This is a genomic window from Pseudomonas sp. LBUM1671, from assembly GCF_059695685.1.
This window is the reverse complement of sequence record NZ_CP166782.1, coordinates 3,648,017-3,672,950: the sequence shown is the minus strand read 5'-3', so window position 1 is coordinate 3,672,950 and position 24,934 is coordinate 3,648,017. Positions and strand designations below refer to the sequence as shown.

At 60.3% G+C, this 24,934-nt stretch carries 28 protein-coding genes and 1 pseudogene; 13 read left to right on the top strand and 16 right to left on the bottom strand.

The window, feature by feature from the left end; genetic code table 11:
• Positions 1 to 15 precede the first annotated feature (15 nt).
• Both ACA060_RS16780 and ACA060_RS16775 read right to left on the bottom strand, forming a co-directional pair.
• Entirely contained in the window at positions 16 to 972 is a 957-nt protein-coding gene (locus ACA060_RS16780) for an alpha/beta fold hydrolase (protein WP_497311866.1), read from the bottom strand.
• 10 nt (positions 973 to 982) lie between these two features.
• Entirely contained in the window at positions 983 to 1,696 is a 714-nt protein-coding gene (locus ACA060_RS16775; protein ID WP_497311864.1) for an SDR family oxidoreductase, read from the bottom strand.
• A 195-nt stretch (positions 1,697 to 1,891) separates the two neighbouring features.
• On the opposite strand from ACA060_RS16775, the gene ACA060_RS16770 reads away from it, so the two are divergent.
• Positions 1,892 to 2,482 carry a TetR/AcrR family transcriptional regulator gene (locus ACA060_RS16770; protein ID WP_497311862.1) on the top strand — a complete coding sequence of 197 codons (591 nt, stop codon included), beginning with the start codon at positions 1,892 to 1,894 and terminating at the stop codon, positions 2,480 to 2,482.
• 183 nt (positions 2,483 to 2,665) lie between these two features.
• A complete protein-coding gene (locus ACA060_RS16765) occupies positions 2,666 to 2,995 on the top strand; it encodes a DHCW motif cupin fold protein (RefSeq protein ID WP_497311860.1) in 330 nt (109 codons plus the stop codon).
• A 236-nt stretch (positions 2,996 to 3,231) separates the two neighbouring features.
• Here ACA060_RS16765 and ACA060_RS16760 read toward each other — a convergent pair whose 3' ends face one another.
• From ACA060_RS16760 to ACA060_RS16745, 4 genes are all read right to left on the bottom strand, one after another.
• On the bottom strand, positions 3,232 to 3,633 hold the full coding sequence (locus ACA060_RS16760) for a hypothetical protein (RefSeq protein WP_497311858.1): 402 nt from the start codon (positions 3,631 to 3,633) through the stop codon (positions 3,232 to 3,234).
• A 132-nt stretch (positions 3,634 to 3,765) separates the two neighbouring features.
• Positions 3,766 to 4,458 (bottom strand): RES family NAD+ phosphorylase, encoded by a 693-nt coding sequence (locus ACA060_RS16755; RefSeq protein ID WP_497311857.1) that lies wholly within the window; start codon positions 4,456 to 4,458, stop codon positions 3,766 to 3,768.
• On the bottom strand, positions 4,452 to 4,856 hold the full coding sequence (locus ACA060_RS16750) for an antitoxin Xre-like helix-turn-helix domain-containing protein (protein ID WP_497311856.1): 405 nt from the start codon (positions 4,854 to 4,856) through the stop codon (positions 4,452 to 4,454). The genes ACA060_RS16755 and ACA060_RS16750 overlap by 7 nt, the downstream gene beginning before the upstream one ends.
• Positions 4,857 to 5,007: 151 nt before the next feature.
• Positions 5,008 to 5,934 carry a universal stress protein gene (locus tag ACA060_RS16745; RefSeq protein WP_109632504.1) on the bottom strand — a complete coding sequence of 309 codons (927 nt, stop codon included), beginning with the start codon at positions 5,932 to 5,934 and terminating at the stop codon, positions 5,008 to 5,010.
• A gap of 274 nt (positions 5,935 to 6,208) precedes the next feature.
• Between ACA060_RS16745 and ACA060_RS16740 the strand changes: the two genes are divergently transcribed.
• Both ACA060_RS16740 and ACA060_RS16735 read left to right on the top strand, forming a co-directional pair.
• The gene (locus tag ACA060_RS16740; protein ID WP_109632502.1) at positions 6,209 to 7,447 is read left to right on the top strand and encodes an MgtC/SapB family protein; all 1,239 of its coding nucleotides are present in this window, start codon (positions 6,209 to 6,211) and stop codon (positions 7,445 to 7,447) included.
• A gap of 107 nt (positions 7,448 to 7,554) precedes the next feature.
• Positions 7,555 to 8,478, top strand: a complete 924-nt coding sequence (locus tag ACA060_RS16735) for a universal stress protein (RefSeq protein ID WP_497311855.1) — start codon at positions 7,555 to 7,557, stop codon at positions 8,476 to 8,478.
• Between the two features lie 53 nt (positions 8,479 to 8,531).
• On the opposite strand, the gene ACA060_RS16730 is transcribed toward ACA060_RS16735, so the two are convergent.
• Positions 8,532 to 9,095, bottom strand: coding sequence for a GNAT family N-acetyltransferase (locus ACA060_RS16730; RefSeq protein ID WP_497311854.1), 564 nt, complete (start codon positions 9,093 to 9,095; stop codon positions 8,532 to 8,534).
• Positions 9,096 to 9,322: 227 nt separating this feature from the next.
• On the opposite strand from ACA060_RS16730, the gene ACA060_RS16725 reads away from it, so the two are divergent.
• Complete coding sequence (locus tag ACA060_RS16725; RefSeq protein ID WP_497311853.1) at positions 9,323 to 10,234, top strand: universal stress protein; 912 nt, start codon at positions 9,323 to 9,325, stop codon at positions 10,232 to 10,234.
• Here ACA060_RS16725 and ACA060_RS16720 read toward each other — a convergent pair.
• From ACA060_RS16720 to ACA060_RS16710, 3 genes are all read right to left on the bottom strand, one after another.
• Complete coding sequence (locus ACA060_RS16720; protein ID WP_109632494.1) at positions 10,224 to 11,207, bottom strand: zinc-dependent alcohol dehydrogenase family protein; 984 nt, start codon at positions 11,205 to 11,207, stop codon at positions 10,224 to 10,226. The genes ACA060_RS16725 and ACA060_RS16720 overlap by 11 nt on opposite strands.
• A gap of 23 nt (positions 11,208 to 11,230) precedes the next feature.
• On the bottom strand, positions 11,231 to 11,974 hold the full coding sequence (gene fnr / locus ACA060_RS16715; RefSeq protein WP_497311852.1) for a fumarate/nitrate reduction transcriptional regulator Fnr: 744 nt from the start codon (positions 11,972 to 11,974) through the stop codon (positions 11,231 to 11,233).
• Between the two features lie 66 nt (positions 11,975 to 12,040).
• Positions 12,041 to 12,235 carry a hypothetical protein gene (locus ACA060_RS16710; protein ID WP_109632490.1) on the bottom strand — a complete coding sequence of 65 codons (195 nt, stop codon included), beginning with the start codon at positions 12,233 to 12,235 and terminating at the stop codon, positions 12,041 to 12,043.
• Between ACA060_RS16710 and ACA060_RS16705 the strand changes: the two genes are divergently transcribed.
• From ACA060_RS16705 to ACA060_RS16695, 3 genes are all read left to right on the top strand, one after another.
• Complete coding sequence (locus ACA060_RS16705; protein ID WP_497311851.1) at positions 12,234 to 14,627, top strand: phosphoketolase family protein; 2,394 nt, start codon at positions 12,234 to 12,236, stop codon at positions 14,625 to 14,627. The two genes, ACA060_RS16710 and ACA060_RS16705, sit on opposite strands and share 2 nt — an antisense overlap.
• Positions 14,624 to 15,511 (top strand): universal stress protein, encoded by an 888-nt coding sequence (locus ACA060_RS16700; protein WP_497311850.1) that lies wholly within the window; start codon positions 14,624 to 14,626, stop codon positions 15,509 to 15,511. Before ACA060_RS16705 ends, ACA060_RS16700 begins: the two co-directional genes overlap by 4 nt.
• A gap of 104 nt (positions 15,512 to 15,615) precedes the next feature.
• Positions 15,616 to 16,323 (top strand): phosphoribosyltransferase, encoded by a 708-nt coding sequence (locus tag ACA060_RS16695; protein ID WP_497311849.1) that lies wholly within the window; start codon positions 15,616 to 15,618, stop codon positions 16,321 to 16,323.
• A 6-nt stretch (positions 16,324 to 16,329) separates the two neighbouring features.
• On the opposite strand, the gene ACA060_RS16690 is transcribed toward ACA060_RS16695, so the two are convergent.
• A complete protein-coding gene (locus tag ACA060_RS16690) occupies positions 16,330 to 16,755 on the bottom strand; it encodes a potassium channel family protein (RefSeq protein ID WP_109632482.1) in 426 nt (141 codons plus the stop codon).
• A gap of 321 nt (positions 16,756 to 17,076) precedes the next feature.
• Here ACA060_RS16690 and ACA060_RS16685 point away from each other — a divergent pair, with 321 nt between their 5' ends.
• From ACA060_RS16685 to arsN2, 3 genes and pseudogenes are all read left to right on the top strand, one after another.
• A complete protein-coding gene (locus ACA060_RS16685) occupies positions 17,077 to 17,997 on the top strand; it encodes a universal stress protein (protein WP_497311848.1) in 921 nt (306 codons plus the stop codon).
• Between the two features lie 49 nt (positions 17,998 to 18,046).
• Positions 18,047 to 18,199, top strand: a pseudogene (locus tag ACA060_RS16680) (MBL fold metallo-hydrolase); the annotation flags it as partial.
• 62 nt (positions 18,200 to 18,261) lie between these two features.
• Entirely contained in the window at positions 18,262 to 18,696 is a 435-nt protein-coding gene (gene arsN2 / locus ACA060_RS16675) for an arsenic resistance N-acetyltransferase ArsN2 (protein ID WP_497311847.1), read from the top strand.
• A gap of 31 nt (positions 18,697 to 18,727) precedes the next feature.
• On the opposite strand, the gene ACA060_RS16670 is transcribed toward arsN2, so the two are convergent.
• Entirely contained in the window at positions 18,728 to 19,795 is a 1,068-nt protein-coding gene (locus ACA060_RS16670) for an ArsO family NAD(P)H-dependent flavin-containing monooxygenase (RefSeq protein ID WP_497311846.1), read from the bottom strand.
• Positions 19,796 to 19,978: 183 nt separating this feature from the next.
• Here ACA060_RS16670 and ACA060_RS16665 point away from each other — a divergent pair, with 183 nt between their 5' ends.
• Positions 19,979 to 20,449, top strand: coding sequence for an anti-virulence regulator CigR family protein (locus tag ACA060_RS16665; protein WP_497311845.1), 471 nt, complete (start codon positions 19,979 to 19,981; stop codon positions 20,447 to 20,449).
• Positions 20,450 to 20,479: 30 nt separating this feature from the next.
• On the opposite strand, the gene ACA060_RS16660 is transcribed toward ACA060_RS16665, so the two are convergent.
• On the bottom strand, positions 20,480 to 20,914 hold the full coding sequence (locus ACA060_RS16660) for a GFA family protein (RefSeq protein ID WP_497311844.1): 435 nt from the start codon (positions 20,912 to 20,914) through the stop codon (positions 20,480 to 20,482).
• Entirely contained in the window at positions 20,911 to 21,864 is a 954-nt protein-coding gene (locus ACA060_RS16655) for a carbon-nitrogen hydrolase family protein (protein ID WP_497311843.1), read from the bottom strand. The genes ACA060_RS16660 and ACA060_RS16655 overlap by 4 nt, the downstream gene beginning before the upstream one ends.
• Positions 21,865 to 21,968: 104 nt before the next feature.
• Here ACA060_RS16655 and ACA060_RS16650 point away from each other — a divergent pair, with 104 nt between their 5' ends.
• A complete protein-coding gene (locus ACA060_RS16650) occupies positions 21,969 to 22,658 on the top strand; it encodes a winged helix-turn-helix transcriptional regulator (protein ID WP_497311842.1) in 690 nt (229 codons plus the stop codon).
• Between the two features lie 58 nt (positions 22,659 to 22,716).
• Here ACA060_RS16650 and cls read toward each other — a convergent pair whose 3' ends face one another.
• Complete coding sequence (gene cls, locus ACA060_RS16645; protein ID WP_497311841.1) at positions 22,717 to 24,072, bottom strand: cardiolipin synthase; 1,356 nt, start codon at positions 24,070 to 24,072, stop codon at positions 22,717 to 22,719.
• A gap of 133 nt (positions 24,073 to 24,205) precedes the next feature.
• The gene (locus tag ACA060_RS16640) at positions 24,206 to 24,766 is read right to left on the bottom strand and encodes a lipid-binding SYLF domain-containing protein (RefSeq protein WP_109632458.1); all 561 of its coding nucleotides are present in this window, start codon (positions 24,764 to 24,766) and stop codon (positions 24,206 to 24,208) included.
• Positions 24,767 to 24,934 lie beyond the last annotated feature (168 nt).

Genomic DNA, 24,934 nt, shown 5'->3' with positions numbered 1-24,934 from the left:
CTACATTGGATTTCCTTAGCGCGACGGCGTGTCGTTCAAGGGTTTTCGAAAGCGATGGGATTCGGCCTGGTCCAGGAAGGCATTGGCTTGCTGCACGAAATCGTTGGCGTACTGGAACAATGCGCCGTGCCCCGAACTTGGATAGATCAGCAACTTGGCGTTCGGAATATGCTGTTGCAGCGTGTAGGAGTTCTCGGTGGGCACCATCACGTCCTTGCTGCCGTTGACCACCAGGGTCGGTTGGGTGATCTGGCTCAATTGCGAAAAAGTGCCGTCACCGGGAACGCTCCACTTGCCCAGCGCCGCGCCTTGGGCCGCGATGACCTTCATCGAACTGAGCTTGTCGAGGCCTTCCGTGCGCTGGTGACGCCGGTCCCAGAATTCCCGGGCGGCCTGCTGGCTTGCCGGCGCCGGATCGAAGAACAGGTAAGCAGTTTCTTCCTGTGTGGCGATCGATTCGCGCAACGCAATACCGGGAACCCGGGGATCATGTCCCGAGACCCCGCCACGCGGCGACGTTCCCGCCAGGATCAGCCGGCGCACCAGTTGCGGATGACGCAACGCAACTTCCTGCGCCACCATGCCGCCGATTGAGAAGCCAAGCACATCGACCTGCGTCAACCCGCGTGCGCGAGCAAAGGCAGCGACGTGATCGGCCATGGCTTCGAACGAGTCGGGCGTTTCGCCGCTGCTGAGGCCCACGCCGGCATTGTCGAACAGGTAGACCGGCCGCTGCTTTGCCAGGCCATCGGTCAAGGCCGGGTCCCAGTAATCCATGTTGCCGCGAAAGTGCTGGAGCAAGATGACAGGCACGCCCGTCTGCGCGCCGAACTGGCGATAGGCATACCGCACGCCGTCAGCTTCGACGAATTGATTGGGTGCGCTGTTATGTGTGGCCGCCGGCGCTGCGATGGCGCCGCTGATCGAGAAGGCAAAGACAGCCCCGAGGGTCAGTCGCTGGAAGAGGTGCATGGTGGGCTCCTTACGCGACGGTTTCGGGATTCAGGTAAGCCGCTTGATCAGTCGACAGGCTGGCCTTTATGGCGCGTGTGCCTGTGTCTGCGAGCACTTCTTTCACGCCGGCTTCCACGCCGTCCAGCGACTGGATCACAACGTCGGATGGCTGGACTTTCGGTACGTCAAAACCGTGGGTCAGGTCGGTGTCGATAAAGCCCACATGCAGGCCTTGCACGCTGGTGCCCTGGCCTTGGAGTTCAATGCGCAGCGAGTTGGTGAAGCTCCATGCAGCCGCTTTCGATGCCGCGTAGGCGGACAGGAACGGCGCGGCAACCCAGGCCGCATCCGACAGTACGTTGACGATCGCGCCGCCGCCGTTGGCTTTAAGCACGGGGGCGAAGGCCAGGCTGACGTGCATGACGCCGTAATAGTTGGTTTCGAAGATTTCGCGAGCGGCTTCCACCAGGCCAGGATCGAGCATCGATGGCAGAAGGCGGGCGATGCCGGCATTGTTCACCAGCAGCGTCACGTCGCCTGCCTGGGCCACCGCCGCGGCTACCGATGCCGGGTCGCTGACGTCAAGGCGAATGGCGATCACCCCCGCAATGTTGACGCCTTCAGGGTTGCGCACTCCGGCGTAGACCTTGCTCGCACCGCGCGCCACGAGCTCTTTTGCGAACGCGAGGCCCAGACCGCGGTTGGCGCCGGTCACGAAGGCTACGGAATTTTTTATGTTCATGAGATGTACTCCGGTTGGATGAGCGGTTATCGCCCTGTAAGATTGCGCTCGCAATCATTGAATTAATAATGGTGGTCGCATTTATTAAAGTCAACATAAATATTCTGTCCGTAATATATTCCAGTCAGGCAAGGGTAATTGGTTAATTGTGATCGCAATCATAGTGTGCAAGGATGAGCGCAGAGGAGCCTCATTATGAAAATCTCGAAAGAAAAATCAGAAGCCAATCGCGCCGCGCTGGTGGAGACCGCCAGCCGTCTGTTTCGCGAGAAAGGGATCGATGGTGTGGGCGTTGCCGAAATCAGCAAGTCGGCCGGCTTGACCCACGGCGCGCTGTACGCGCACTTCCCCTCCAAGGAAGCGCTGGCCGCCGAGGCACTGGCGTGGAGCCTGGAGCAGGGCAATGCCAAGCTCTATACCGGCACCATCGATGGCGAGCCGGACCTGGAGCGTTTCCTGTCCGACTATCTGGCTGTGGACAGCCTCGACAACTACGCCGAGAGCTGCGCAATGGCAGCGTCTGCCAGCGAAATCGGCCGTCAGGATGTTGCGATCAGCGCGAAGTTCACCGAGGGCTACATGGTGCTGGTGCGGGCGTTTGAGCGCAGGGTCGCCGCTAACAATCCCGAGGTCGACGCGCTGGCCACCGCCATGGGCATCGTCGCCGCGATGGTGGGCGCCCTCTCGGTTGCGCGTGCTACGTCGAAGGCGCGGCCTGAAGTGTCGGCCCAAGTGCTGCGGGGCGTGCGTCTGATGATCGATGCTGCACTGAACAAACCGGTGTAGCGGGAGAGATCGGCGCTTTAAAAGGCGCCGACGTTCCGTTTGGGGATGACAAAACCGGGATACCGTTCTGGCGATCATGCTAAAGCGGACGTCTGTATCTCATGAATGCGAGGTATCTGTGTCTATCGAAAGTACCACTGGATGGGTACGGTCTACAGACACTCTTTCATTGATGAGGTAACCATGGATCTGACGGCTATTCCCTTTGGTACGACCGACTGGTCGACGGTCGAACCTGTCCTATATGCGGGTGAGACGGGTACCGCCCATTGGCGAACCTGCCAGTTTGGCTCGACCCGTGTGCGGATGGTCGAATACAGCCCCGGCTACCTGGCGGATCACTGGTGCTGGAGAGGTCATATCCTGTTGTGTCTGGAAGGTGAGTTGCACACTGAGTTGGAGGACGGTCGCCAGTTCACGCTCACCGCAGGGATGAGCTATCAGGTGGGCAACAATGCAGAAGGGCATCGATCTTTCAGCACCACGGGTGCCAAGTTGTTCATCGTGGATTAACGGTGGGGTTGATCGGTGCGCAATCTGCCTGTCCAGAGCGTAATCAGGCTAATCCGCACGCTGCTCATTGGAGTGCCCATCCACTCAGCAATCCGGCGCCCAACGCTACGAGCGCAGTATTGAGACACACCAGCGCGAAGCCAAACCTCACCAGGGTAAGTGCTGGCTCCAGAGCGTAAAAAAGCCCGGCTGATGAGGCCGGGCTTTTCGTCGAGGACTTCGGTGAAACCATTCATTTATACAGCGCGGCTTTCGATCAGGCGGTCCGAACCACCTTCAGCAACCCGGTTCTCGATCAGACGATCCGAGCCACCTTCAGCAACACGGTTCTCGATCAGACGATCCGAACCACCTTCAGCAACGCGGTTTTCAATCAGACGATCCGACCCACCTTCAGCAACCCGGTTTTCGATCAGACGGTCGGAGCCACCTTCAGCGACGCGGCTTTCAATCAGGCGGTCAGAACCACCTTCAGCAACGCGGTTTTCAATCAGACGGTCGGAGCCACCTTCGGCAACACGACTTTCAATCAGACGATCCGAGCCGCCTTCAGCGACAACCGGGTGAGCAGAAGAAGCGGCGAAAGCGTTAACTGCGAAAACCGAGAAAGCGATGCTGAGAAGGATTTGGCGTTTCATGATGGTGTGCTCCGGGGTGTAGTTGTTTGGTATGGAGCCGATCTTACGCCGCGGATTTTTTATGAGAACTTCATTGAGTCGATGGTGACTATCGACGCCGGTAATGAGTGCGAAAGCCCCGGTTTAGACGCCTCAGGCTTCGCTGATCTTATTGACACTCGTCATCTGACCATTCCAGACCATTTCGTAATGCGCCGCCTGAACGATGGATAAAACCGGTCTCGGCGTCATCAGCGCCCAGCAATAACTGCCCTGCAAACGCACAGAGTGGTAACGAATGCCAGGACAGCGCGCCTCTTTGACGGACCTCCCCAAGCGCCGCGACTCGGTGTAATCGTCAGGGTCATAAACAGGATCGGTCAGCGCAATGGACGCAGCATCTCTCATCGCTGCATCCACGAAAGAGCAGGACAGCCCCCGGAACACAAACCGCTCATAGTTGAGGCTCGGCACATTCGACCAGTACAGGCTCTGGTGATGCCGCACCTCGGCCAACGCCGTTTCCATGGAGTCCGCCAGGTACAACACCCCAAAACTGCCATCGCTGAACCGCGAACCCGCCGGGTTGATGTGGGTAAAAGGCGCTGTCGCGTAAGAACAGCCAGGAATGCCGAACGGGATCTGATCCCGGGCAATCAACTCAAGATGACCCACTTCATTTTTCAGCCTTGGATTCGTCAACGCTTGAATCTGATACAGCACCTCAAACTCGTCCGCATCCGCCACGTCATCGAACATCGCGATCGGTGGAAACTTCGAATTGACCAATCGATAAGCCTGCAGCTGCTCGCCGGCCAATTCTGCCAGTTCGTTCACCGTTACCATTGCGCACCGCGCAGCACGTCGATGCGCTTGAAGGTTTCATACAAGGAAATCATGTCGCCCTGAGCCATGATCTCCAGCGGACTGCGGCCATTGAAAAACTCGTTGTGGTTGGCCATCGACGCGAAGCCGTAGACGTTATCCGGGTTATCGAAGACCAGGCGCAGTGCGGCGTGGGTGTTGAGCACGAAACTGATGCGTTGCATCTGGTCTGAATCCAGCGCCACGGACCACGAGGGATCGCGCTGCCGGGCGCGGGTATAAGTGCTGCGGGAAATGCGCAGGATGCGACAGGCCTGCTCGCTGGAGGCGCGCCATTTTTCGAGGATGCCGACGGCTGCACGCAGGCCTGTCACGCATTGGGTTTTGGTGAGTGCCTGTTCCCGGAGTGGGACTGCCATGTGTGATACCTCACTCTGATTCCATAGACTCAAAACTATCTACATTGAATCTACAGAGCAAGGATGTTTCGACCAATGGAATACAAAGTGGCCTGGGGCGATTTACACAAATGGGCTGCCGTTGGACACGGCAGCCCTGGTTCGCAGGGTTTCAGTCGCTGAGCACTTCGGGCGAAACCACCCAGACGCTGCATGGCATTTTGTACAGCAAGTGTTCTACCGTGCTGCCAATCAGCCGGCCTATGCCGCGATGGCCAACCCGCCCCATGACGATCACGTCGGTGTTGTAGGCATCGGCATAACTGGCCAGGACCTTGGCCGGGTTGCCCATGACCATGTGCCGTTGCCCGGGTGGGATACCGTTGCGCTCGGCCAGGTCGTTGAAGGCTTCGCCCTGAGCGTCGAACAGGGTCTTGGCAGTGGTCGAGGAGAAGAATCCGGAGGCATTGTCGAAGCCGAATTCATCGGCGCCGATCGAAGACAAGTCATAGGCGTAAACCACGTCGAGCCGGGCGTTGCACGCCGTTGCCAGCTTCACCGCTTCATGCAGGATCCGGTCGTTGAAGCCTTCGTACTGACCGTCACGATGGAAAGGGTCGACCGCCGCGACGATCCTGCGCGGCAAGGCGTGCTGCATATGACTGACAAAGTGCAGCGGCACCGGGCATTCGCGCAGCAAATGGATATCCAGGGGCGTAAACATCATCCGTGACAGCAGCGATTCATGTTCCAGTGCCTTGATCAGCAGGGCCATGGGCTGTTCCTTGAGATGGATCAGGATTTCCTGCAGCGGTTTTTCGACCCAGACCACTTCTGTGGTGACGGTCACGCCAATATGGCGCAGGGGGCGGGCCTGTTCTTCCAGCCATTGACGGTGGCGCTCGATGTACCCCAGGCGCATCTGCTCCAGCGCTTGATCGTTGACCAGGCCGGCGGTCGCCAAGCCTTCCAGGTAATCGAAGGCGACGATGTGCAGCGCTGCGTCTTCAGCCTTGGCCAGTGCGGCGGCCCGGTCGAACGCGGGGCTGTTTTCCATCAGGGGCGAGACGACCAGCATGAAACGTGATTGCTCGGACATGACAATTCTCCCTAGGGTCATCACTCAGACGCTGGCCGGAACAGGCCGCGAAGGTTAGTTGGCGCGTGTACCTGATGCCGATACTGCCGTTGACCGGGAATTGCAGCTTGATCTTTGTCAAGCCGGCGCCTGTGAAGCGGGAAGGTCGGACGTGCGGTCGCAAGGTCGATACTCGACGGGGTTGATCATGATCAATCTATGCTTGATCAGTACGGCGCAATCTGGCGTGAACTGAGCGTAGGTGGGCCGGGGCTCACCCCGGATCGAGAGTCCAATGAATGAAACCCTCGGCATGACCGGTGCGGCGGCTGCGCTGGGGATCGGCATGCTCATCGGTCTTGAACGTGAACGACGCAAGGGACGAGGGGATAGCCGGGCCTGTGCCGGATTGCGCACTTTCGCCATTACGGCGCTGTTGGGCTATGGGGCGATGCAGGTCGGAGGTGGCTTGCTGCTGGGAATCATGGCGATCTGTCTGGCATTGCTGATCACCGTGGCGTACTGGCGCAGTCCGAGTAATGATCCTGGCGTGACCAGTGAAGTGGCATTGCTTGCGGTGCTGGTACTGGGCGCGTTATGTGGCACCGCGCCGGAGCTGGCGATTGCCATTGGCGTGGTGATCGCGGGGCTGCTGGCCTACCGTCAAAAGTTGCACCACTTTGCCCGCAGCCAATTGACCGAAGCGGAAATGCGCGACGGCCTGGTGCTGTTGATTGCTGCGCTGGTGCTGTTGCCGCTGGTGCCAGACCGTTTCATCGGTCCTTACGCCGCCATCAATCCGCGCACCATTTGCACCCTGACCGTGTTGCTGATGGCGGTGGGCGCGGTGGGGCATATCGCCGTCCGGGCGCTGGGTACGCACTACGGCTATGCGGTCAGTGCGATTGCCTCCGGGTTTGCGTCCAGCACCGTGACCATTGCGGCCATGGGGCATCTGGTCAGCAAGGAACCGGACAACGTCAAAGTCCTGAGCGCGGCAGCGATTCTGTCCAATTTGGCCACTGTCACGCAGGTCGGCCTGATTCTGGGGGCGGTTGACACCGGTCTGTTGCGACCTATGTGGGGGCCGCTGTTGTGCGGGGCCGCCGCCGTTGCGTTGTATGGGGTTTGCCTGATGTTTCCAAGGTCTGCGAGCGGCGCTAACCAGCCGTTCAAGGTCGGTGGCGCGTTCAACCTCAAGCTGGCCCTGATGGTCACGCTGATGATGACCGGGATCACCTTTGTGTCGTCGGTGATGCTCAGCCATTTCGGCGAGGTGGGGGTAATGCTGACGGCCACCTTGACCGGATTCGCCGATGCGCACGCCTCGACGGCGTCCATTGCCGCCCTGGCCAAATCGGGCCAGTTGCCGTTCGACGCCATTGCTGGCCCTGCGCTGATCGCGGTCAGCAGCAACTCCTTGAGCAAATGCCTGGTGGCCTGGGTCAGCGGCGGGCGGCGATTCGCCGCATACGTGATTCCCGGCCAGGTGTTGCTGACGCTGGCTATGTGGGCGGGCATGTTGCTGCATTAAGGTGCTTCGCGCCGGGTCATTGATAAAGATCAAGCCGCTGGGGGGCCGGAAGCCACAATCTGCAGGTCTGTCCCTTCCATGAAGATGACCGCGTACCGAGGTGCACCATGTCGCAGACACAGCGTTTACTGTTGATTGCTCCTTCAGTCATGACCCGCACCCCGGCATTCGACCGGGCAGCTGCGTTGGCGCTCGCCATGCAGATGCCGTTGCACATTGTGGCGTTCGATTATTTGCAGGCCCTGGCGGTGGCCGGTCTGTTTGCCCCCGAACAGGTCAACGTGGCCCGGGACGGGTATTTGCAAACCCATCGGCAATGGCTCGCCGAGCAAGCCGGATTGATGAGTAAACACGGGATCGAGGTGACCAGCGAGGTGGTCTGGGTGCAGCATCCCTACGAGGAGATCATGCACTTCGTCAACGAGATGCCCTTGGCGTTGATCATCAAGGATGCGCAGGAAGAGTCGGCGTTGAAGCGGGTCTTTTTTACCCCGCTGGACTGGCAGTTGTTGCGCGATTGCCCGGTGCCGGTGCACCTGGTGACCAACGCCCTCAACCCTAGGCCGCGCAACGTGCTGGCCATCATCGATGTGTTACGCAGCGAGGATCAGGACCACGTGTTCAACGACCAGATTATCGACGCCGCGGCGAAGCTGGCCAGTGTATGTGGTGCGGCGCTTGAGCTGGTGCATGTGTATGACTGGACGGCCGTGTACGCCCAGGACATTGGCTTCGGTGCGCTGCCATTGGCCGTCGGGATATACGAAACCCTGGGAACGACCCAGCACGAAGCGTTTGCGGCAGTGGCCGAGCGCCACGGCATAGCGCCGCAGAATCGTCACTTCATCGAAGGCGTGCCGCTGACGAGCATTTGTGAGTTTGCCGCTGATCACCACACCGATGTCATCGTGATGGGGACGGTGCAGCACAAGGGGCTGAACAAACTGTTGGGGACCACGGCCGAGCAATTGTTGCATCGGGCGCCTTGCAGCGTGTTGGCCATCAAACCGGGCAGGGTCCTGCAATCCTGAAGGCTGGATCGCCCCGCGATGAACCGTTGGCCGGAACATCGCGGGGCAATTTTTTACAGGGAAAGACGATGAATGACCTGACGGGTGTCATCGGGATCATTGTGCGTCTCGAAACCCAGCGCTTTGGCCAGGTCGCGCATCGGCGCATTGCTGGAGGCGTCCACCGAATACATCTGGTGGAAACCGTTCTTGCGCGCGGCCTTGATCAAATGCTCCATCAACAAAGAGCCCAGACCCAGGTGCGTCCATTCATCAGCGACGGTCACGGCGCATTCACATTCATGCTCGCCCGTGGCGGCGTAACGGCTGACACCGATCTCGATCAGTTGGCCATTTTCGTGGACCAGCGCAATGTAGGCCGTGCGCTGTTTATTATCGGTGTCCATCAACTGGTCGAGCATTTTCGGACCAGGCTCGTTGATCTGGGCGAGAAAGCGCATGTGCCGGGACTCGGGCGACAGCCGCTTGATAAAGGCGAGTTCGCGCTCGCGGTCTTTTTCCGCCAGCGGCCGGATCAGCACATGACGTCCATCCTTGAGTGCTTCAATCCAGTATTTACCGGTGACTGCGGCGTAGGCGGCAGCGGCTCGGTCATTGTGGTCTTTGACAGTCAGCATGGTGTGATCCTCCATCTGGTTTGAAAGGTGGGCGCACGGTGACGAACCGTTCGGTTACTTCCTTTCTACGCCCTTGGCGGCGCCTGAATATGATCTGGATCAGAGAGTCGCGACGGCAGGCGTTCATTGGCTCATGTTTGATGTAAATCAAGCGGGAGGAGGGGGCAACGAGCGCAGTCTTGGACACCTGCCGGCGTTCAACGACCGGTGTCGAGCCGAGGTGTGTGATGGGCCAATATCAACGTCTGTTGCTGATCGCCGACCAAACCCTGCATCAGTCCCCCGCCATGCTGCGGGCCGTCGCGCTGGCCAGGGCGAGCGGCGCCGAGCTGGCGGTGCGGGCCTTTGTCGAGCCGGCACCGGTGGTGCATGTGTGGGAAGACAAGATCGACGACGCACGGTATCAGGGCTATTTGCGCCGCTTTCGTCGCTGGGCAGCCGACGAGGGCGACCGGCTTGACGAGATGGGGCTGAAGGTGACGGTTGACGTGGTGTTCACCACCCATCCGCTGCTGGATATTCTGAAAACGATCGAAGACTTCAAACCGGATCTGCTGATCAAGGACGTCACCCTCGAACCGCTGCTCAAACGGGTATTCATCACGCCGCTCGATTGCCACTTGCTGCGCGAGAGTCCGGTCCCCGTGCACCTGGTCAACCAGACGCGTTACGGCTTGCCGCACCGGGTCGTGGCGGCGGTGGACCCGTTCGACCCTTTAACTCAAATCAATGGCTTGAATGACACCATCATCCAGACCGCTAACGCCCTCGCGCTGCAATGCGACGCTCCGCTGCATCTGCTTTACGCCTATGACTTGTCGCCAGCCTTCAACGGCGACGCGCCGCTGGCCGGGGGTGGCTGGGGCGTGGATTATATCGAGGAGCTGCGCCAATCCTTGCACCAGGCTTTTGTCACCCTGGCGGATCGCTACGGTGTGCCACCTGAGCGACGGCACTTTGTCATGGGCCTGCCTGTGCCGGTGATCAGTGAATTCGTCGAGCAATACCTGGCGGATGTGGTCGTGATGGGCACCGTGCACCGGGTGGGCATCGACCGATTGATCGGCAGTAACACGGAGCGTGCGCTGTACTCGGTGCCGGGCAGCATTGTGGCGGTCAGGTCAAACGTCAGGGCGTGAGGACAATTGCGCCCTTGAACTGGCCGGCCCTCAAACACGCCAAGGCCTGATTGGCATCCTCCAGGGCAAAACGGGTGACGTCGCAATGCACCGGCGTGTGTTGCAGCTCTTCGAAAAACGCGGTGCCGTCTTCACGGGTCAGGTTGGCCACCGAGCGCACGCTGCGCTCGCCCCACAAGAGCCGATAAGGGAACGCGGGAATGTCGCTCATGTGAATACCGGCGCAAATCACGCAGCCGCCCTTGGCAGTGACGGCCAGTGCCAGCGGCACCAGCGCACCGACGGGGGCGAAAATCAGGCTGGCATCGAGCAGGTGCGGCGGAGGCTGGTCCGATGGACCGGCCCACTCGGCGCCCAGTGACCGGGCATAGGCCTGGCCTTCGCTGTCCTCAGGTCGAGTGAAGGCCGATACCCGTTGACCCCGGCCCCGCGCCACCTGAATCGCCAGATGCGCGGCGGCCCCGAAGCCAAAAAGACCCAAATGGCGAGCGCCCTTGGCCATTTGCAACGCGCGAAAGCCGATCAGGCCGGCACACAGCAGCGGCGCAGCCTGGATGTCCGAGAGCGCCTCGGGAATAGGGAAACAGAAGCGCTGGTCGGCCACCGTGTACTCGGCATATCCGCCGTCCAGGTGACAACCGGTAAACTGCGCACGGTCGCACAGGTTTTCCCGGCCCGAGGTACAGAACCCGCACTGACCGCAGGTCCAGCCAAGCCACGGAACGCCGACCCGCCGACCGATCCAGTCGGGCGTGACCTCGCTGCCCACTGCCGTGACTTCGCCGACGATTTCATGGCCGGGCACCCGTGGCAGCACGGCTTGCGGCAACTCACCGTCCACCAGGTGCAGGTCGGTGCGGCACACGCCGCAGGCGAGCACTTTAAGCAGCAGTTGGTGTGGGCCGGGTATCGGGATGGGGCGTTCTTGCAGTTGCAACGGCTGGCCGGGGATAGACAGAACCATGGCGCGCATGACGAAGCTCCAGTCGGGCGAAATCAGCGGGGTTGGCGATGACAGCCGGCGACCATCTGCTTGAGCCCTTCCATGTTCTGGATCTTGACGTCGCGGCCGGCGATTTCCACCAACCCTTGGTCCCGCAGGTGTGCAATGCCCCGGCAGATGGTCTCCAGGCGTAGCCCCAGGTAGGAGCCGATTTCTTCGCGACGCATTTTCAGCACAAACTCTTTGGATGAATAACCACGGATGCTGAACCGTTGGGACAGGTTCAGCAGAAACGCCGCCAGGCGCTCATCGGAGTTCATGTTGCCCATCAACATCAGCATGCTGTGATCGCGCACGATTTCGCGGCTCAGCAGCCGGTTGAGGTTGTGCTGCAACGACGGCAGGGTTTGCGCCAGTTTTTCCAGCTGCGCAAAGTGAATGGGACAGACTTCGCTGTCCTCCAGGGCAATCGCCGTACAGGCGTGCTCCTCGGCACTGATGGCGTCCAGACCGAGCATTTCGCCGGGTATGTGAAAACCGGTGACTTGTTCGCGGCCATCGACGGACACCACACAGGTCTTGAATGAACCGATACGTACCGCGTAGAGCGAACGCAACGGGTCGCCGGTGCGGTAGAGCGCGGTGCCCTTTTTAACTTTGAAGCGTTGCACGATCAGCGTGTCCAGCCGTTCAACCTCTGCTTCGGACAAGCCAATGGGAAGACACAACTCCAATACACTGCAGCTGGAACACGCAGCCTTGAGGTAATGAACTTGCAGCGGACGAGTTTCAGGCATGGGGGAATGACGCCGTCTGGGGGTCTGCTAAGCATAGGCGGGAGGGCCTTCGGGCGTGTTTTTCATTCAGTCGATTGCTGAAGTAATAGACGAACGGGGAAACCCGCTATCGGCAGTTTTGGTCAACCTGGCGTAGCCCTTGATGTCATTGAGCTTGAGTAGTGGCGTGGAGACTTGATGTAAATCAAGTCCCGAGCGTTCCAGACTCCCAGAATTGATCAAGGATTGCCGGCCGGTCGGATCTTTTACGGAGAACTTCATGAGCGATTTCCTGAGTGATGAGCAACTGGAAGGGCTGGACGCCTATTGGCGGGCCTCCAATTACCTGGCCGTCGGGCAGATCTACCTCAAGGACAATCCGCTGCTGCACCAGCCGCTGACCCTGGCGCACATCAAGCCGCGTCTGCTCGGTCACTGGGGCACAACGCCGGGGCTGAACCTGATCTATACCCACCTCAACCGCCTGATCAAACAGTACGACTTGAACATGCTGTTCGTGGCAGGCCCTGGCCATGGCGGGCCCGCTGTGGTGGCGCAGACTTACCTGGAAGGCACCTATACCGAGTGTTATCCCTCGGTGGAGCGCAACACCAACGGGCTGGTTCGCCTGTTCCGGCAGTTTTCCTGGCCATACGGAATCTCCAGCCATGTGTCGGCGCAGATTCCCGGCTCGATCCATGAAGGCGGCGAACTGGGTTACAGCTTGGCCCATGCCTATGGCGCGGCGTTCGACAATCCCGATTTGATCGTCGCCTGCGTGATTGGCGACGGTGAAGCCGAAACCGGCACGCTGGCGGCGAGCTGGCACTCCAACAAGTTTCTCAACCCGGCGCGTGACGGGGCGGTATTGCCGATCCTGCACCTCAATGGTTACAAAATCGCGAACCCCACGGTGCTGGCCCGAATCAGCGAGGATGAGTTGTCGGCCCTGATGTATGGCTATGGCTACGACCCGTATTTCGTTGAAGGTGACGAGCCGGCGCAAGTGCATCAGGCCCTGGCCCGGACGCTGGATACGATGGTGCTGAAGATCCGCGAGATCCAGCGCGAAGCGCGCCAGCCTCGGCAGTCCGGGGCGCCAGAGCGGCCGCTTTGGCCGATGTTGGTGTTGCGCACCCCCAAAGGCTGGACCGGGCCGAAATTCGTCGACGGCCATCGTGTCGAAGGCACCTGCCGTGCGCATCAGGTGCCCTTGGCCGATTTCCAGCAACCGATCCATCTGCGGCAACTGGAGGAATGGCTCCACAGTTACCGTCCCGATGAGCTATTTGATGCCAATGGCGCGTTGCTGCCTGAAATCGCTGCGCTGGCACCGACCGGGCATCGACGCATGAGTGCCAATCCCCACGCCAACGGCGGCGCGTTGTTGCGACCGCTGGACCTGCCACGATTCGCCGACTATGCGGTGAAACTCGAAGCGCCCGGCAGCCTTCGCGCCGAGGCCACGCGAGTCATGGGCACGTTTTTGCGCGACGTGATGAAAAACAGCCTGGCCTCGAACAACTTTCGCCTGTTCGGCCCGGATGAAACCGCCTCTAACCGACTGGACGCGGTCTATGAAGTCAGCGCCAAGACCTGGATGGATCCATTGGAGGCGGACGATATCCATTTGGCGGCCGATGGCCGGGTGATGGAAATCCTCAGCGAACAGGTGTGCGAGGGCTGGCTCGAAGGGTATCTGCTGACCGGGCGTCATGGCCTGCTGTCTTGTTACGAGGCGTTCATCCATATCGTCGATTCAATGGTCAACCAGCACGCTAAATGGCTGAAAACCGCCGGCGAAGTACCGTGGCGCAAACCGATTGCTTCGCTCAATTATTTGCTGACCTCCCATGTCTGGCGTCAGGACCATAACGGCTTCTCCCACCAGGATCCCGGGTTCATCGATCTGGTGGCGAACAAGAAATCGGACGTGGTGCGCATCTACTTGCCGCCCGATGCCAATTGCCTGCTGTCGGTGGCTGACCATTGCCTCAAAAGCTGCAATTACATCAACGTCATCGTCGCCGGCAAGCAACCGGAATGGCAGTGGCTGAACATCGATGCCGCCATCTGCCACTGCCAGACCGGCATCGGCCGATGGGCGTGGGCGTGCCAGAACGATGAAGACCCGGACGTGGTCATGGCCTGCGCCGGGGACGTGCCGACCCTGGAAACCCTGGCCGCCGTGACCCTGTTGCGCGAGTACGTGCCGGACTTGCGGGTGCGGGTGGTGAATGTGGTCGACTTGATGGTGTTGCAGCCGTCCTTTCAGCATCCCCATGGGTTGTCGGATTCGGCGTTTGATGAGCTGTTCACCGTCGACAAACCAGTGATTTTCGCCTTCCACGGCTACCCCGCGCTGATCCACCGCCTGCTCTACAAACGCACCAATCATGACAATTTCCACGTCCGTGGCTTCAAGGAGGAGGGCGCGACCACCACCCCGTTCGACATGGCGGTGATCAACAATCTGGATCGCTATCAATTGGCGCTGGACGTCATCGAGCGCGTGCCACGGCTGCACGATCAGGTGCACACCGCGCGGTCGCGCTACTGGTCGACGATGGAGCGGCACAAGCTCTACCTCATCGAGCACGGGCAAGACATGCCCGAGGTGCTGAATTGGCAATGGACGCCGGCCAATACCCACCTGACGGGAGAAAAATCATGAGCCAGTATCAACGCTTGTTACTCATCATCAATCCGGCCCTGCGCCATTCCCCGGCAATCAAGCATGCGGCGGCATTGGCCAAGGCCAGCGGCGCGAGCCTGCACATCGCCGCGTTCATTCCTTCGTTCAAATTGTTGTCGCTGCTGGAGGAAGGTGATCGGGAACAGGCCCGTCAGCGCTACATCCAGGACCATCGCGACTGGCTCCAGGTGCAGGCCGAAACGCTGCGCTGCGAGGGCCTCGACGTGACCACGGAGGTGACCTGGGCTGAGGACATGGAGCAAGACATCCTCGATCACGTCACGGAAATGCAGCCCGACCTGTTGATCAAGCAGGTGCAGCACGAATCAGCGCTCAAACGCGCCTTTTTCACGCCGCTGGATTGGTACTTGCTGCGTCACTGCCCGATGCCGGTCTATCTGGTGGGCGGGGGGCATGGCGACGGCTGGCCGCGCAAGATCGTGGCGGCGGTGGAAGTGTTCGATACCGAGTCACCCGACAACACGCTGAACGAGCGGATCATCAGTCAGGCCACAAGCCTGGCCATCCAGTGCGATGCCGAATTGCATTTGGTGTATGCCTGTGACATTTCGGCGGCTTTTCTGGCGGACATGGATGGCTTGACCCTGGCAGACCTGACCAAAGCGCTGCGCAAGGACCTGCAGCAAGCTTTCGTGAAACTCGCCGGCCAATTTGGTGTGCCTGCGGATCGTCGCCACATCGTTTCCGGCCATCCGGTCCAGGCGCTAAGCGAATTTGCTCACGAGCATGACGTGGATGTGATCGTGATGGGCAAGGTCCAGTCCTCCGGCGTCGACAAGCTGCTGGGCAGCACCACCGAGCACATTTTGTATCAGGTGCCGTGCAACGTACTGGCGGTCTAGACGGCATCGAGGCAGGGTTGATGCCTGCCGTCTTCAGCACGACAATCGATAGATCGCCGATGTGATGCGAGCCGACAGGCCTGATCGCCTGAGGAGGTTTTTCGATGAGTCCGAATCTCGCGTTGCCCACCACTTTGCAGGACCGGCCCGCCGCCGGTCGACGCCTGGTGGAACCGCTGCTGCAATACGCTCACAGACCCGATGTGATCATTCTCGCGTTGCCCCGTGGCGGTGTTCCGGTGGCCTATGAAGTGGCCACTGCCCTTGGGGTGCGCCTGGACCTGATGCTGGTCCGCAAGCTCGGCGTGCCATCCCACCCGGAGTACGCCATGGGCGCGATTGCCAGTGGCGGCATCCAGATCCTCAATGAACAAGCGCTGCGGGCTCACCCCATCGATAAGGCGGCATTCGACGCCGTGGTCGCCCGGGAAACCCGCGAGTTGTTGCGTCGCGAGCAGGTTTACCGGGGAACGCGCGCGCCGGTGTCGCTCAAGGATCAGGTGGTGATCCTGATCGACGACGGCCTGGCGACCGGCGCTTCAATGCAGGCGGCGATCCATGCGGCGCGTGCACAGGCGCCGTCGCGGATTGTGGTTGCGGTGCCCGTCGCCCCGCTCGAAACCGTCGAGGCGTTGCGCCGCGAGGTGGATGAGCTGATCTGTCCGATCATCCCCGAATGGCTCATGTCGATCGGTTATTGGTACATGGATTTTTCCCAGACGTCGGATCAAGAGGTCATCGACCTGTTGCAGCGGGCCTGGCGGCGCGAAACCGCTTTCGACGCCGGTGCCCGGGACCACCCCGGTGCATGAGCCCGGTTATTTGCGCTTCCAGTACTTCTGCATTTCGAGAAACAGAAAAGACGCTGTCCAGGTAATGAGGACCAGACCGGTCAAGGCTTGCAGGCCGGTCAGGTATTTGAGGTTGCCCACCGGTGAAATATCGCCGAAGCCGATGGTCGTGTAGGTGGTGAAGGAAAAGTACACGCAGTCCATGAACGAACCATCGAAGTTGCCCGTCAGGTTGCCCCATCGGCCGTCACGCGCCATCAGGTAATAGACCAAGGCAAAGCACCAGACTTCCAATGCGTGGGCAAACAGCGCCCCGAATACCCCGACGACGATCCTGAAGCGGCTCCAGAGCTTGAGCCGGGGCAGCCAATCGTTGAGCCGCAACAGGCACTCGTAATGGATCACCACGACGACGATGACCACCAGTGTATTGATCAGCGTGACTGCGAGCATGGCGAACCTCTAGCGAGAGCGGAGTGTCTGGGCGAGCGGGGTCGAGCATAGATTACGTAACCGTGAGTCCGCTCAGTGTTTTCTACGCCTGGGCGACGAAAAATCATTGAGCTAAATCAACAATGCTTCTGTGAGCCCGAAGTCGATGGGACGCCCGCCGAAAGCCTTCCATTAGTTGACAAAGATCAGAGCCTTCACGGGATAACGCCCGATACTCAAACGATAGCTTTCCAGCCGCCATGATCCTGAAGAGCTGCACAAACGCCGACAGGAGTCGATTTTGCGGTAAGGCAACAAGTCGCTCACGGGACGAGGTATGTGATGCTGAAACTCAAACGTATCTTATTGATTGCCCCCTCGGAGATGGTCCGCACCCCGGCATTCGACCGGGCGCAGGCACTGGCGTGTGCCACCGGCGCCTTATTGCACATCGTCGCCTTTGACTATGTGCAGGCGCTGGCCGTGGCCGGGCTGTTTGACCACGATGCGATGGCTCAGGCGCGCGAGGGCTACTTGCAGGTGCATCGCCACTGGCTGGAGCAGCAAGCGCGGTTTCAACGGTGTAGCGGTTTGCAGGTGACCACTGAAGTGGTCTGGGCCAGGTCAAGCCTGGCGCAGGTGCTTGAGTATGTGAATGACTTCCACGCGGACCTGGTGATCAAGGACACCCAGCATGTGCCGGCACTTGACCGTGCGTTTCATCACCCGCTGGATTGGCTGTTGCTGCGCGATTGTCCGGGCCATTTGCACCTGGTCACCGATGCCCGCAATCCCAAACCGTCGAGCATTCTCGCGGCCATCGACCTGTCCCACCTGGAGGAGCTGACCCAAGGGCTCAATGACCGGATTCTCGACCTGGCCTCGACGCTGGCGGTTTCCTGTGGCGCCGTCTTGCACGTGTTAAACGTCAGCAACTGGTCCGTAGTGGGCGACTCCGCAATGAGTGTGCCGACGTGGAGTCTGGATGGCAGTTTGCGCGACGCGGTCAACGATGCCCAGGACGAGGCCTTTGAATTGCTTGCCGAGCGTTATGGCATCGAGAAAAAATGCCAGCATCGACTGTCCGGTATCCCCCACAAAGTGATCGCCCTGTTCGCCCGCCAGAATGCCTTCGACGTGCTGGTACTCGGCACGGTCAGTCGGCACGGGATCGACCGGTTCATCGGCAGCACGGCCGAAAGCGTGTTGAACCGCGCACCCTGCAGTTTGACCATCGTCAAGCCATTGGCCGGGTTCGACTGAAGGGCACCCCGTAGCGCGCCGTTAATAAAGATCAGCTGCGCGATGTCGGTCGCCCAATCCACGCAGTACCCTGCTGATCCTTGGCTTTCAGGCCGGAGGCACCCGCGGTGCGCAGATCGTTGCCAGTGCGTCTTCCTTGCGCATCCCCGGCAAGGATGTGGCGATTCAGGCCGAGGTGGTGTCGATGAAAATCTTTCGGGCATCGTCGGCGGCTCAAGCGGCCTGCTAGCCTTCAACGCATTCGGATCTTCAAAGGCGCTTCATATGCAGATGACTAAAGTCGGCGACAACGCTCTGGATCAACTGCGTGATGCGCTGCGTCAGGCGGCATTACCCTGTGACGATGTCAGCGAACCCGGTCGGCAGTTTTACCGGATTGAAGCGGACGGGAAGTGGGTGGCGTTTGGGGGCCTGGAGGGCGCTGCGCCCGCCATGTTGCTGCGATCCGTCGTGGTGAGTGATGCACGTCGTGGCGAAGGGCTGGGCAACGCCGTGTTGCTTGCATTGGAACAGTGTGCCGCCTCCCAAGGTGCACTCCGCCTGCATTTGTTGACCCAAGGGGCGGCCGGGTTTTTCTCGGCCAATGGTTATGAACGGTTCGATCGGCAGACGGCCCCCGCGGCTATCAGCCAGACCGTCCAGTTCAAACAGTTATGCCCGGCGTCGGCGAGTTATTTACGCAAGACATTGGGGGTGTAAATCGACCCCGCCGCGGCGATCACCCTTGGATTCAGTGTTCCGTTAAAAATCGGTCGATTTCTTCCACGGTACTGCGTGCCGTGCGCGTGACGCCGATCAGTGTCGCGGAAGCCGCGCCTGTCCAGTCGCCATAGCCCACCAGCCACAAGCGCGGCTCTTGGATTGAATGCGTGCCTTCGACGGCCACGTGCCCATCGGCGGTGCACACGCCCAGTGATTCCAGATAGCCGAGGGCAGGGTGGAAACCGGTGCACCAGATCACCGCGTCGACCGGCGTTTGCGAGCCATCGGCCCACACCACGCCGGTTTCGGTAAAGCGCAAGAACGGCCGAACCGCGTGCAATACGCCGCGCTCCCGGGCTTCGACGACTGGCGGCACCATCACGATATCGCCCAAGCCACCGACCGGTTGTTCAATGACCGTGCCGGCGAGCTGAGCTTTCCAGCGTTCGGTGGCGCGTTCGAACAGCACTCGGCCATCGACGTCATCGGCGAGAAATTGTGGCGGCTGCGGGGTGACCCAGGTGACGTCGGCCACTTGCGAGACTTCAGCGAGGATTTGTGCACCGGAGTTGCCACCGCCCACCACCAGGACTTTTTTTCCGGCAAACGGCTTGGCGTCGACGTAGTGAGCCGAATGCAATTGCTGGCCGGTAAAGGTTTCACTGCCGGGGTAATGCGGCAGGAAGGGATGGCGCCAGGTGCCCGTCGCGCTGACCACTGTGCGGGCCAGCCAGCTACGGCTATCGGTCTTGAGGAGCAGGCGACTGTTCCGGCGTTCAATAGCGTTCACCCAATAGGGCCGCGCGGTAGGGAATTGGTAGCGTTGCTCATACTGGCGCAGGTAATCGAGTACGTGGTCGCGGCTTGGGTAGCCATCCGTGACCGGCGGCATCATCCAGCCGGCGATGGAACTCCAGGTCGAGGGCGAAAACAGTCGCAGGGAATTCCAGCCGTGCCGCCAGGCGCCGCCCGGGCCGGCTTCGGCATCAATGATCACGAACGAACGCCCTGTTCGGCGCAAAAAGTACGCCACGGCGAGTGCGGACTGGCCGCCGCCGATAATCGCGACGTCCACTTCGGTGGGGGTAGAAGGCATGACGAATCCTCGGCGCGCAAGAGTCGCGTCAAGATACCCCATGCGGATCGGCTATTTGTTGATGTTGCTCAAGCGTTCGGTGCAATGGCGGCGTGGGGGAAGTGTCCTGCATCGGTACATGGAACCCACACCGTCCAAAGCGTCTACAGTCAGAGGGCTATCGCCTACTGAAGGAACGACCCGATGTTCAGATCCCACTCGTTGATTGCTGCTGTAACAAGTCTTGCTCTGGCCTGCGGTTCGGTAACTGCATTGGCCGATCCCGGGAATGGAAAAGGCCAGGGCAACGGCAAGGGACACCCGCAAAACAGCCAGACCCATGGCAATCAGAGCGGTCAGGCGGGCAAAGGTAAAAACTCAGGAGGCGGCGATTGGGATCATGGCCCGAGCATCAATCGCAGCAACATTCTGGGAATTGTGGGCGGCTACCGGGACTACTGGAGTCCCGGGCCTGCGTTGCCACCCGGCATTCAAAAGAACCTCGCTCGTGGCAAGCCGCTTCCCCCCGGTATTGCCAAAAAACTGGATGGCCGGTTGATCGGCAGGCTGCCTCATTACGATGGGTATGAATGGCAGCAAGCGGGGACTGATTTGATCCTGGTCGCGCTGGCCACCGGGCTCATCTATGAAGTGCTGAACGGTGCGTTTGATTAACGCTTGAATTCAGCGTTCGGCCTCGCTGTGCTATTCCTCCACGCTGATACCCGATCCGCCTAACTCGCCGGGGACATCCTTCAACTTCGGCAATCCATCCTTGATCCGCAGCACCGTCTCCTGATAGTGCACGTGAACACCCGGCGAATACTCGAGGTCCGGAATGACCGCGGCATACACATCGATCAGCCCTATTTCAGGGTGTTCAGTGAAAAGGTGTCCACCGCACGTCTTGCACCACTTGCGGTAACTGCGAGGTGTCTTGTTGAAGGTGCCGATGTTGTCGGCACCCCGTGTCACATGCACCGCGTCGGGTTTCCACAGCGTGAAGGCGTTGACCGGTCCTGCTGACCAGTGCCGGCACGACTCGCAATGGCAATAGCCCATTCCGGCCGGCTCGCCGCTGACGGTGAACTCGACCGCGCCGCAGAAACAACTGCCCTTGTAAGACCGTTCAATGCTCATGGCATGACTCCTTCGTCGATGAAATGCGCCGCTGTCGCCGGCGTGCGCCGCACTTTCAACTCAAAAATGTCCGGACGCGCGTAATGCCCGGTGACGTCGAGCGCCCGCCGTGCTGGCGCCACGAGTGCGACGTCGATGTCCGCATACAGAATGCCGGCCTCCCGGTGCAGTGGACCGGCCACGATCCGGCCTTGCGGACTGACCACCACCGAGTCGCCGTCGTTGATCCATTCCTCCGGATCGGCAAACAGTTGCGCACGCGCCGGGAAGTCCTCGGGAATGTCACTGCCGCGCAGCACAGTGCCACTGCCCAGCACCCAGCAGCGCCCTTCGAGTGCAATGTGCCGCATCGTGCTGATCCAGCCTTCGCCGGTGTCGTACGTGGGCGCGACGTAGATTTCCACCCCTTGGGCATACAGCGAATAGCGCGCCAGCGGCATGTAGTTTTCCCAGCAGATCAGCGCGCCCACGCGGCCGACCGGTGTGTCGACCGTGCGCAACCCGGACGCATCGCCGAAGCCATGCACCATGCGCTCTGGATTGGTCGGCATCAGCTTGCGGTGTCGGTTGAGCACGGCGCCGTCCGGACCGATAACGACTACGCTGTTATAGAGCGTGCCGCCTCCCGTGCGCCGATCGCATTCATTTAGGCCGCACACGATCGTCACGGCGTGAACCCTGGCGGCTTCGCACAATTCGCCCAGATCACCGTTGGCGATGTCGACGGCATTGGCCAGCAGCCGCGTGTGCAACTGGCCCATGACAGCCCCGTCCTTTCCCGCCGCCAGCCGCCAGATCCACGACGGATAACCGGGAATGAACGATTCGGGCAAAACGATCAGCGAGGCTCCCGCCGCCGCAGCTTCGGCGACCGATTGCACGGCCCGGGCGATCGTTGCGCTGCGATCGAGCAGCACGGGCGGGCGCTGAATGATGGCTACCGTGGTCATGGCGTTCTCCTTTGAAAATTGGCTTTCGAAGGCTTGAGCGTGCGCGTGGCGAAGGGGCCGGGCTAGTTCAAAAAGTGAAGCGTTGCAATTGCGGAGTCCAGGCGATGGAAGAAGGCTACGGTCAGTTCTGCACGGTCGCCCGCGGTGCGGAAGCCCTGTGCGAGCGCTGGACACCCTTGGTGGTGCGCGAGCTGCTGTGCGGCAGCAAACGCTTCAATGAACTGCACCGCGGCGTCCCCCGGATGTCCACCAACCTGCTGGCACAACGGCTGCGCCATCTGGAAGACATCGGCGTCATTCACCGCACGGCCACCGGCAAAGTCTGGGAATACAGCCTGACCGAGGCGGGCGAGGAACTGCGCCCCATCATCATGGCGCTGGGGCATTGGGGCGCACGCTGGATCGGCAGTCGCCTGCGTGACGATCAACTCGACGCCGGCCTGCTGATGTGGGACGTACGCCGGTTCGTGCGCATCGAAACCTTCCCGTCCCGACCGGTGGTCATCCAGTTCACATTCCGCGATGCGCGACCCGGCGAGCAAGCGTGGTGGCTGGTGGTGGAGCAGGGCGTGGCGGATCTATGCCGCGACGACCCGGGCCGCGAACTGACGCTGGTCGTGGATTCAAGCGTGCGCGCGTTGACTGAGGTCTGGACGGGCGACCGCACACCCCGGGAGGTGCTTCAGTCGCGGGAGTTGCGGGTGGATGGCGCGGTGAAGGATGCGGAAAACTTGTGGCGCTGGCTCGGTACAAGTGCGTTTGCGGGGACTCGCCGTGCGGCAGTGACTCGGTAAGTTGACGAAATACCCATCAGGGAGCAGGAGCGCGCATCCCGGCGATGCGCGACTCGACTCAGAGCCAGTATTCCCAGAGTCGCGCCATCTGCTCTTTGGCTCTCACCGCGAGCGAGCGGCGCTGCCACTTTTCCAGCTTGATTTCGTTCGACTTCGCCAGATCAGCCATGAATGCCGCCTGCATCTTTTTTCCGAACCCGGTGCCCAGCACAACCACGTTGACTTCATCGTTGTGCAGAAAGCTGCGCCAGTCGAGGTTGGTGGAGCCGACACTCGACCACACGCCATCGATGACTGCCGTCTTGACGTGGAGCAGCGCGTCACGGCGTTCGTAAAGCTTGACGTTGGCCTTCAGAAGCTCGCTGTAGTAAGCGCGTCCGGCATGAAACACCAGCGCCGAATCAGTGCTGCTGGGCAGCACCAGCTTGACGTCGACGCCACGGGCCGCCGCCTCCTTGAGTGCCGCCAACAACTGCGGATCGGGCACAAAGTAGGCGTTCGTCAGCCATATCTCGGTCTGCGCGCTATGCAGCGCCGAAATCAGCGTCGCGTAGATCAGGCTGAACGGCTCATCTGGCGAGCTTCCGATGGCGCGCACCACCTCGGTGCCTTTGCGCTCTGATGGCGGAAAGTAGTCGCGCGCGGCGAGCGGTTCACCTTTCTGGGTCGTCCATGTTTCGATGAACAGCTTCTGCAGATCCGCAACCACCGGCCCCTCGACGCGCAAGTCGGTATCGCGCCAGGGCAAATCACCAGAGGGGCGAGTCTTCGAGTGAGTGCTGAACGAGCCCCCCGAATAGACGCTGCTGATGTTGATCCCGCCAAGAAAGGCAACACGACCGTCCACGATCAGCAGCTTTCGGTGGTCGCGCTGGTTCACGTCCCAGCCCGCTTTGGCCGTCGCCGGATTGACCGGGTTGTACTCCAGCACCTTGATGCCCGCGTCGGTCAATCGAGCGAAAAACGCTGAGGGTGTTCCAAGGGTTCCGACGCTGTCACGGATCAGATTGACCTGCACACCTTTGTGTTGCTGAGCGATCAGTGCGGCGGCGAAGCGCTGGCCGACTTCATCATCGTCGAGGATGTAGGTCTCCATGTTGATGTGGTCGCGCGCACCTTCCACGGCTTTGATCATCGACTGGTAGGTGGTGGGGCCGTCCTGCAGCAAGTCGACCTTGTTTCCTTCCGTTAGCGGACTACCGACAACGGATTCTTCGATAGCGAGGTGCACATCGAAGATGTTGGTTTCTGCGCCTGTGGACTTGAGTCGGTCGAGAATGGCTTTGCTGCGCTCGGCTGAAAGAGGTCCGTGGACCCCGTCCAGTTGCACTGGCGCAGAGGGCGCGCGAGCCATGTCGGGCACTATCCTCGGCAATGTACTGCAGGAAATCACCACTGTCAGGAACACCGCCACGCACAGCACCAGAGGAATACATACACCCTTGCATCTGGTTAGAAGACTCATCAGGCCACCTCTTGGCGAGGACGGTGATAACGCGCTGTCGGGGCGTCTTGCAGACAACGCAAGGCGCCTTGATAGACGGATTTCAGCGCTTGATCAGGGAAATCTTCGTGCCCTCGATGCTGACTCCGGCCATTAACCCTTGCTGGTCAAATATGAACGCGTAGGCATCGTCCTTCAGCGTCGAACTGGACAGGTTCTTCGAGATCCCTTCATCCACTACAACGACGGTGGGCCCTACGCCGAGTTCCCACCCCTTGGTTTCGCGAACATAGTTCACGGCTTTATCGGTCATGAGGAAAACCACATAGCCATACGACTGGGCTCCTGCCTGCAGCCCCCATGACCCGGTGACGGAGTTGTAGTAACCCTCAACTGTCTTGCCTTTGAACAAAACGCCTTCGCCATAGCTGCCGCCAAACACAAGGCCGGCCTTGATGATTTTCGGGAAAACCAGTATCGCTTTGGCGTTGTGCGACATGGTCTCGGCAAATGGATGAGTCTTGTAGAGCGTTTGCAGTGCTTGCCGAGAGTCGGTATTCAGGTCCTCGGCGGTTGCCGCACCGGCAGTGTTCAGGAAACTCGCCGATGCCAGTGAGGCAGTCGCGAGGACTATGGATAGGAAGAACCGCATTGACTGAGTCATTTTCGTACTCCGATCAGGGAGCATTAGATGTGAGCAGCAGTCAGCCCCTGCCCTGAGCAGAGTTCGAGCCTACTGAAATTTATCCGGCGCACCCTACAGTGTGTGAACGACTGGCTTCGTCCTTGAATGAAATAGGCGAGAGGCCTTTGATCATTGGCGATGCCATCA

Bases quoted from the DNA above. Each gene is read 5' to 3' on its own strand.
- ACA060_RS16780 (WP_497311866.1), bottom strand. From the start codon at position 972: ATGCACCTCTTCCAGCGACTGACCCTCGGGGCTGTCTTTGCCTTCTCG.
- ACA060_RS16775 (WP_497311864.1), bottom strand. From the start codon at position 1,696: ATGAACATAAAAAATTCCGTAGCCTTCGTGACCGGCGCCAACCGCGGT.
- ACA060_RS16770 (WP_497311862.1), top strand. From the start codon at position 1,892: ATGAAAATCTCGAAAGAAAAATCAGAAGCCAATCGCGCCGCGCTGGTG.
- ACA060_RS16765 (WP_497311860.1), top strand. From the start codon at position 2,666: ATGGATCTGACGGCTATTCCCTTTGGTACGACCGACTGGTCGACGGTC.
- ACA060_RS16760 (WP_497311858.1), bottom strand. From the start codon at position 3,633: ATGAAACGCCAAATCCTTCTCAGCATCGCTTTCTCGGTTTTCGCAGTT.
- ACA060_RS16755 (WP_497311857.1), bottom strand. From the start codon at position 4,458: ATGGTAACGGTGAACGAACTGGCAGAATTGGCCGGCGAGCAGCTGCAG.
- ACA060_RS16750 (WP_497311856.1), bottom strand. From the start codon at position 4,856: ATGGCAGTCCCACTCCGGGAACAGGCACTCACCAAAACCCAATGCGTG.
- ACA060_RS16745 (WP_109632504.1), bottom strand. From the start codon at position 5,934: ATGTCCGAGCAATCACGTTTCATGCTGGTCGTCTCGCCCCTGATGGAA.
- ACA060_RS16740 (WP_109632502.1), top strand. From the start codon at position 6,209: ATGAATGAAACCCTCGGCATGACCGGTGCGGCGGCTGCGCTGGGGATC.
- ACA060_RS16735 (WP_497311855.1), top strand. From the start codon at position 7,555: ATGTCGCAGACACAGCGTTTACTGTTGATTGCTCCTTCAGTCATGACC.
- ACA060_RS16730 (WP_497311854.1), bottom strand. From the start codon at position 9,095: ATGCTGACTGTCAAAGACCACAATGACCGAGCCGCTGCCGCCTACGCC.
- ACA060_RS16725 (WP_497311853.1), top strand. From the start codon at position 9,323: ATGGGCCAATATCAACGTCTGTTGCTGATCGCCGACCAAACCCTGCAT.
- ACA060_RS16720 (WP_109632494.1), bottom strand. From the start codon at position 11,207: ATGCGCGCCATGGTTCTGTCTATCCCCGGCCAGCCGTTGCAACTGCAA.
- fnr (WP_497311852.1), bottom strand. From the start codon at position 11,974: ATGCCTGAAACTCGTCCGCTGCAAGTTCATTACCTCAAGGCTGCGTGT.
- ACA060_RS16705 (WP_497311851.1), top strand. From the start codon at position 12,234: ATGAGCGATTTCCTGAGTGATGAGCAACTGGAAGGGCTGGACGCCTAT.
- ACA060_RS16710 (WP_109632490.1), bottom strand. From the start codon at position 12,235: ATGAAGTTCTCCGTAAAAGATCCGACCGGCCGGCAATCCTTGATCAAT.
- ACA060_RS16700 (WP_497311850.1), top strand. From the start codon at position 14,624: ATGAGCCAGTATCAACGCTTGTTACTCATCATCAATCCGGCCCTGCGC.
- ACA060_RS16695 (WP_497311849.1), top strand. From the start codon at position 15,616: ATGAGTCCGAATCTCGCGTTGCCCACCACTTTGCAGGACCGGCCCGCC.
- ACA060_RS16690 (WP_109632482.1), bottom strand. From the start codon at position 16,755: ATGCTCGCAGTCACGCTGATCAATACACTGGTGGTCATCGTCGTCGTG.
- ACA060_RS16685 (WP_497311848.1), top strand. From the start codon at position 17,077: ATGCTGAAACTCAAACGTATCTTATTGATTGCCCCCTCGGAGATGGTC.
- arsN2 (WP_497311847.1), top strand. From the start codon at position 18,262: ATGCAGATGACTAAAGTCGGCGACAACGCTCTGGATCAACTGCGTGAT.
- ACA060_RS16670 (WP_497311846.1), bottom strand. From the start codon at position 19,795: ATGCCTTCTACCCCCACCGAAGTGGACGTCGCGATTATCGGCGGCGGC.
- ACA060_RS16665 (WP_497311845.1), top strand. From the start codon at position 19,979: ATGTTCAGATCCCACTCGTTGATTGCTGCTGTAACAAGTCTTGCTCTG.
- ACA060_RS16660 (WP_497311844.1), bottom strand. From the start codon at position 20,914: ATGAGCATTGAACGGTCTTACAAGGGCAGTTGTTTCTGCGGCGCGGTC.
- ACA060_RS16655 (WP_497311843.1), bottom strand. From the start codon at position 21,864: ATGACCACGGTAGCCATCATTCAGCGCCCGCCCGTGCTGCTCGATCGC.
- ACA060_RS16650 (WP_497311842.1), top strand. From the start codon at position 21,969: ATGGAAGAAGGCTACGGTCAGTTCTGCACGGTCGCCCGCGGTGCGGAA.
- ACA060_RS16640 (WP_109632458.1), bottom strand. From the start codon at position 24,766: ATGACTCAGTCAATGCGGTTCTTCCTATCCATAGTCCTCGCGACTGCC.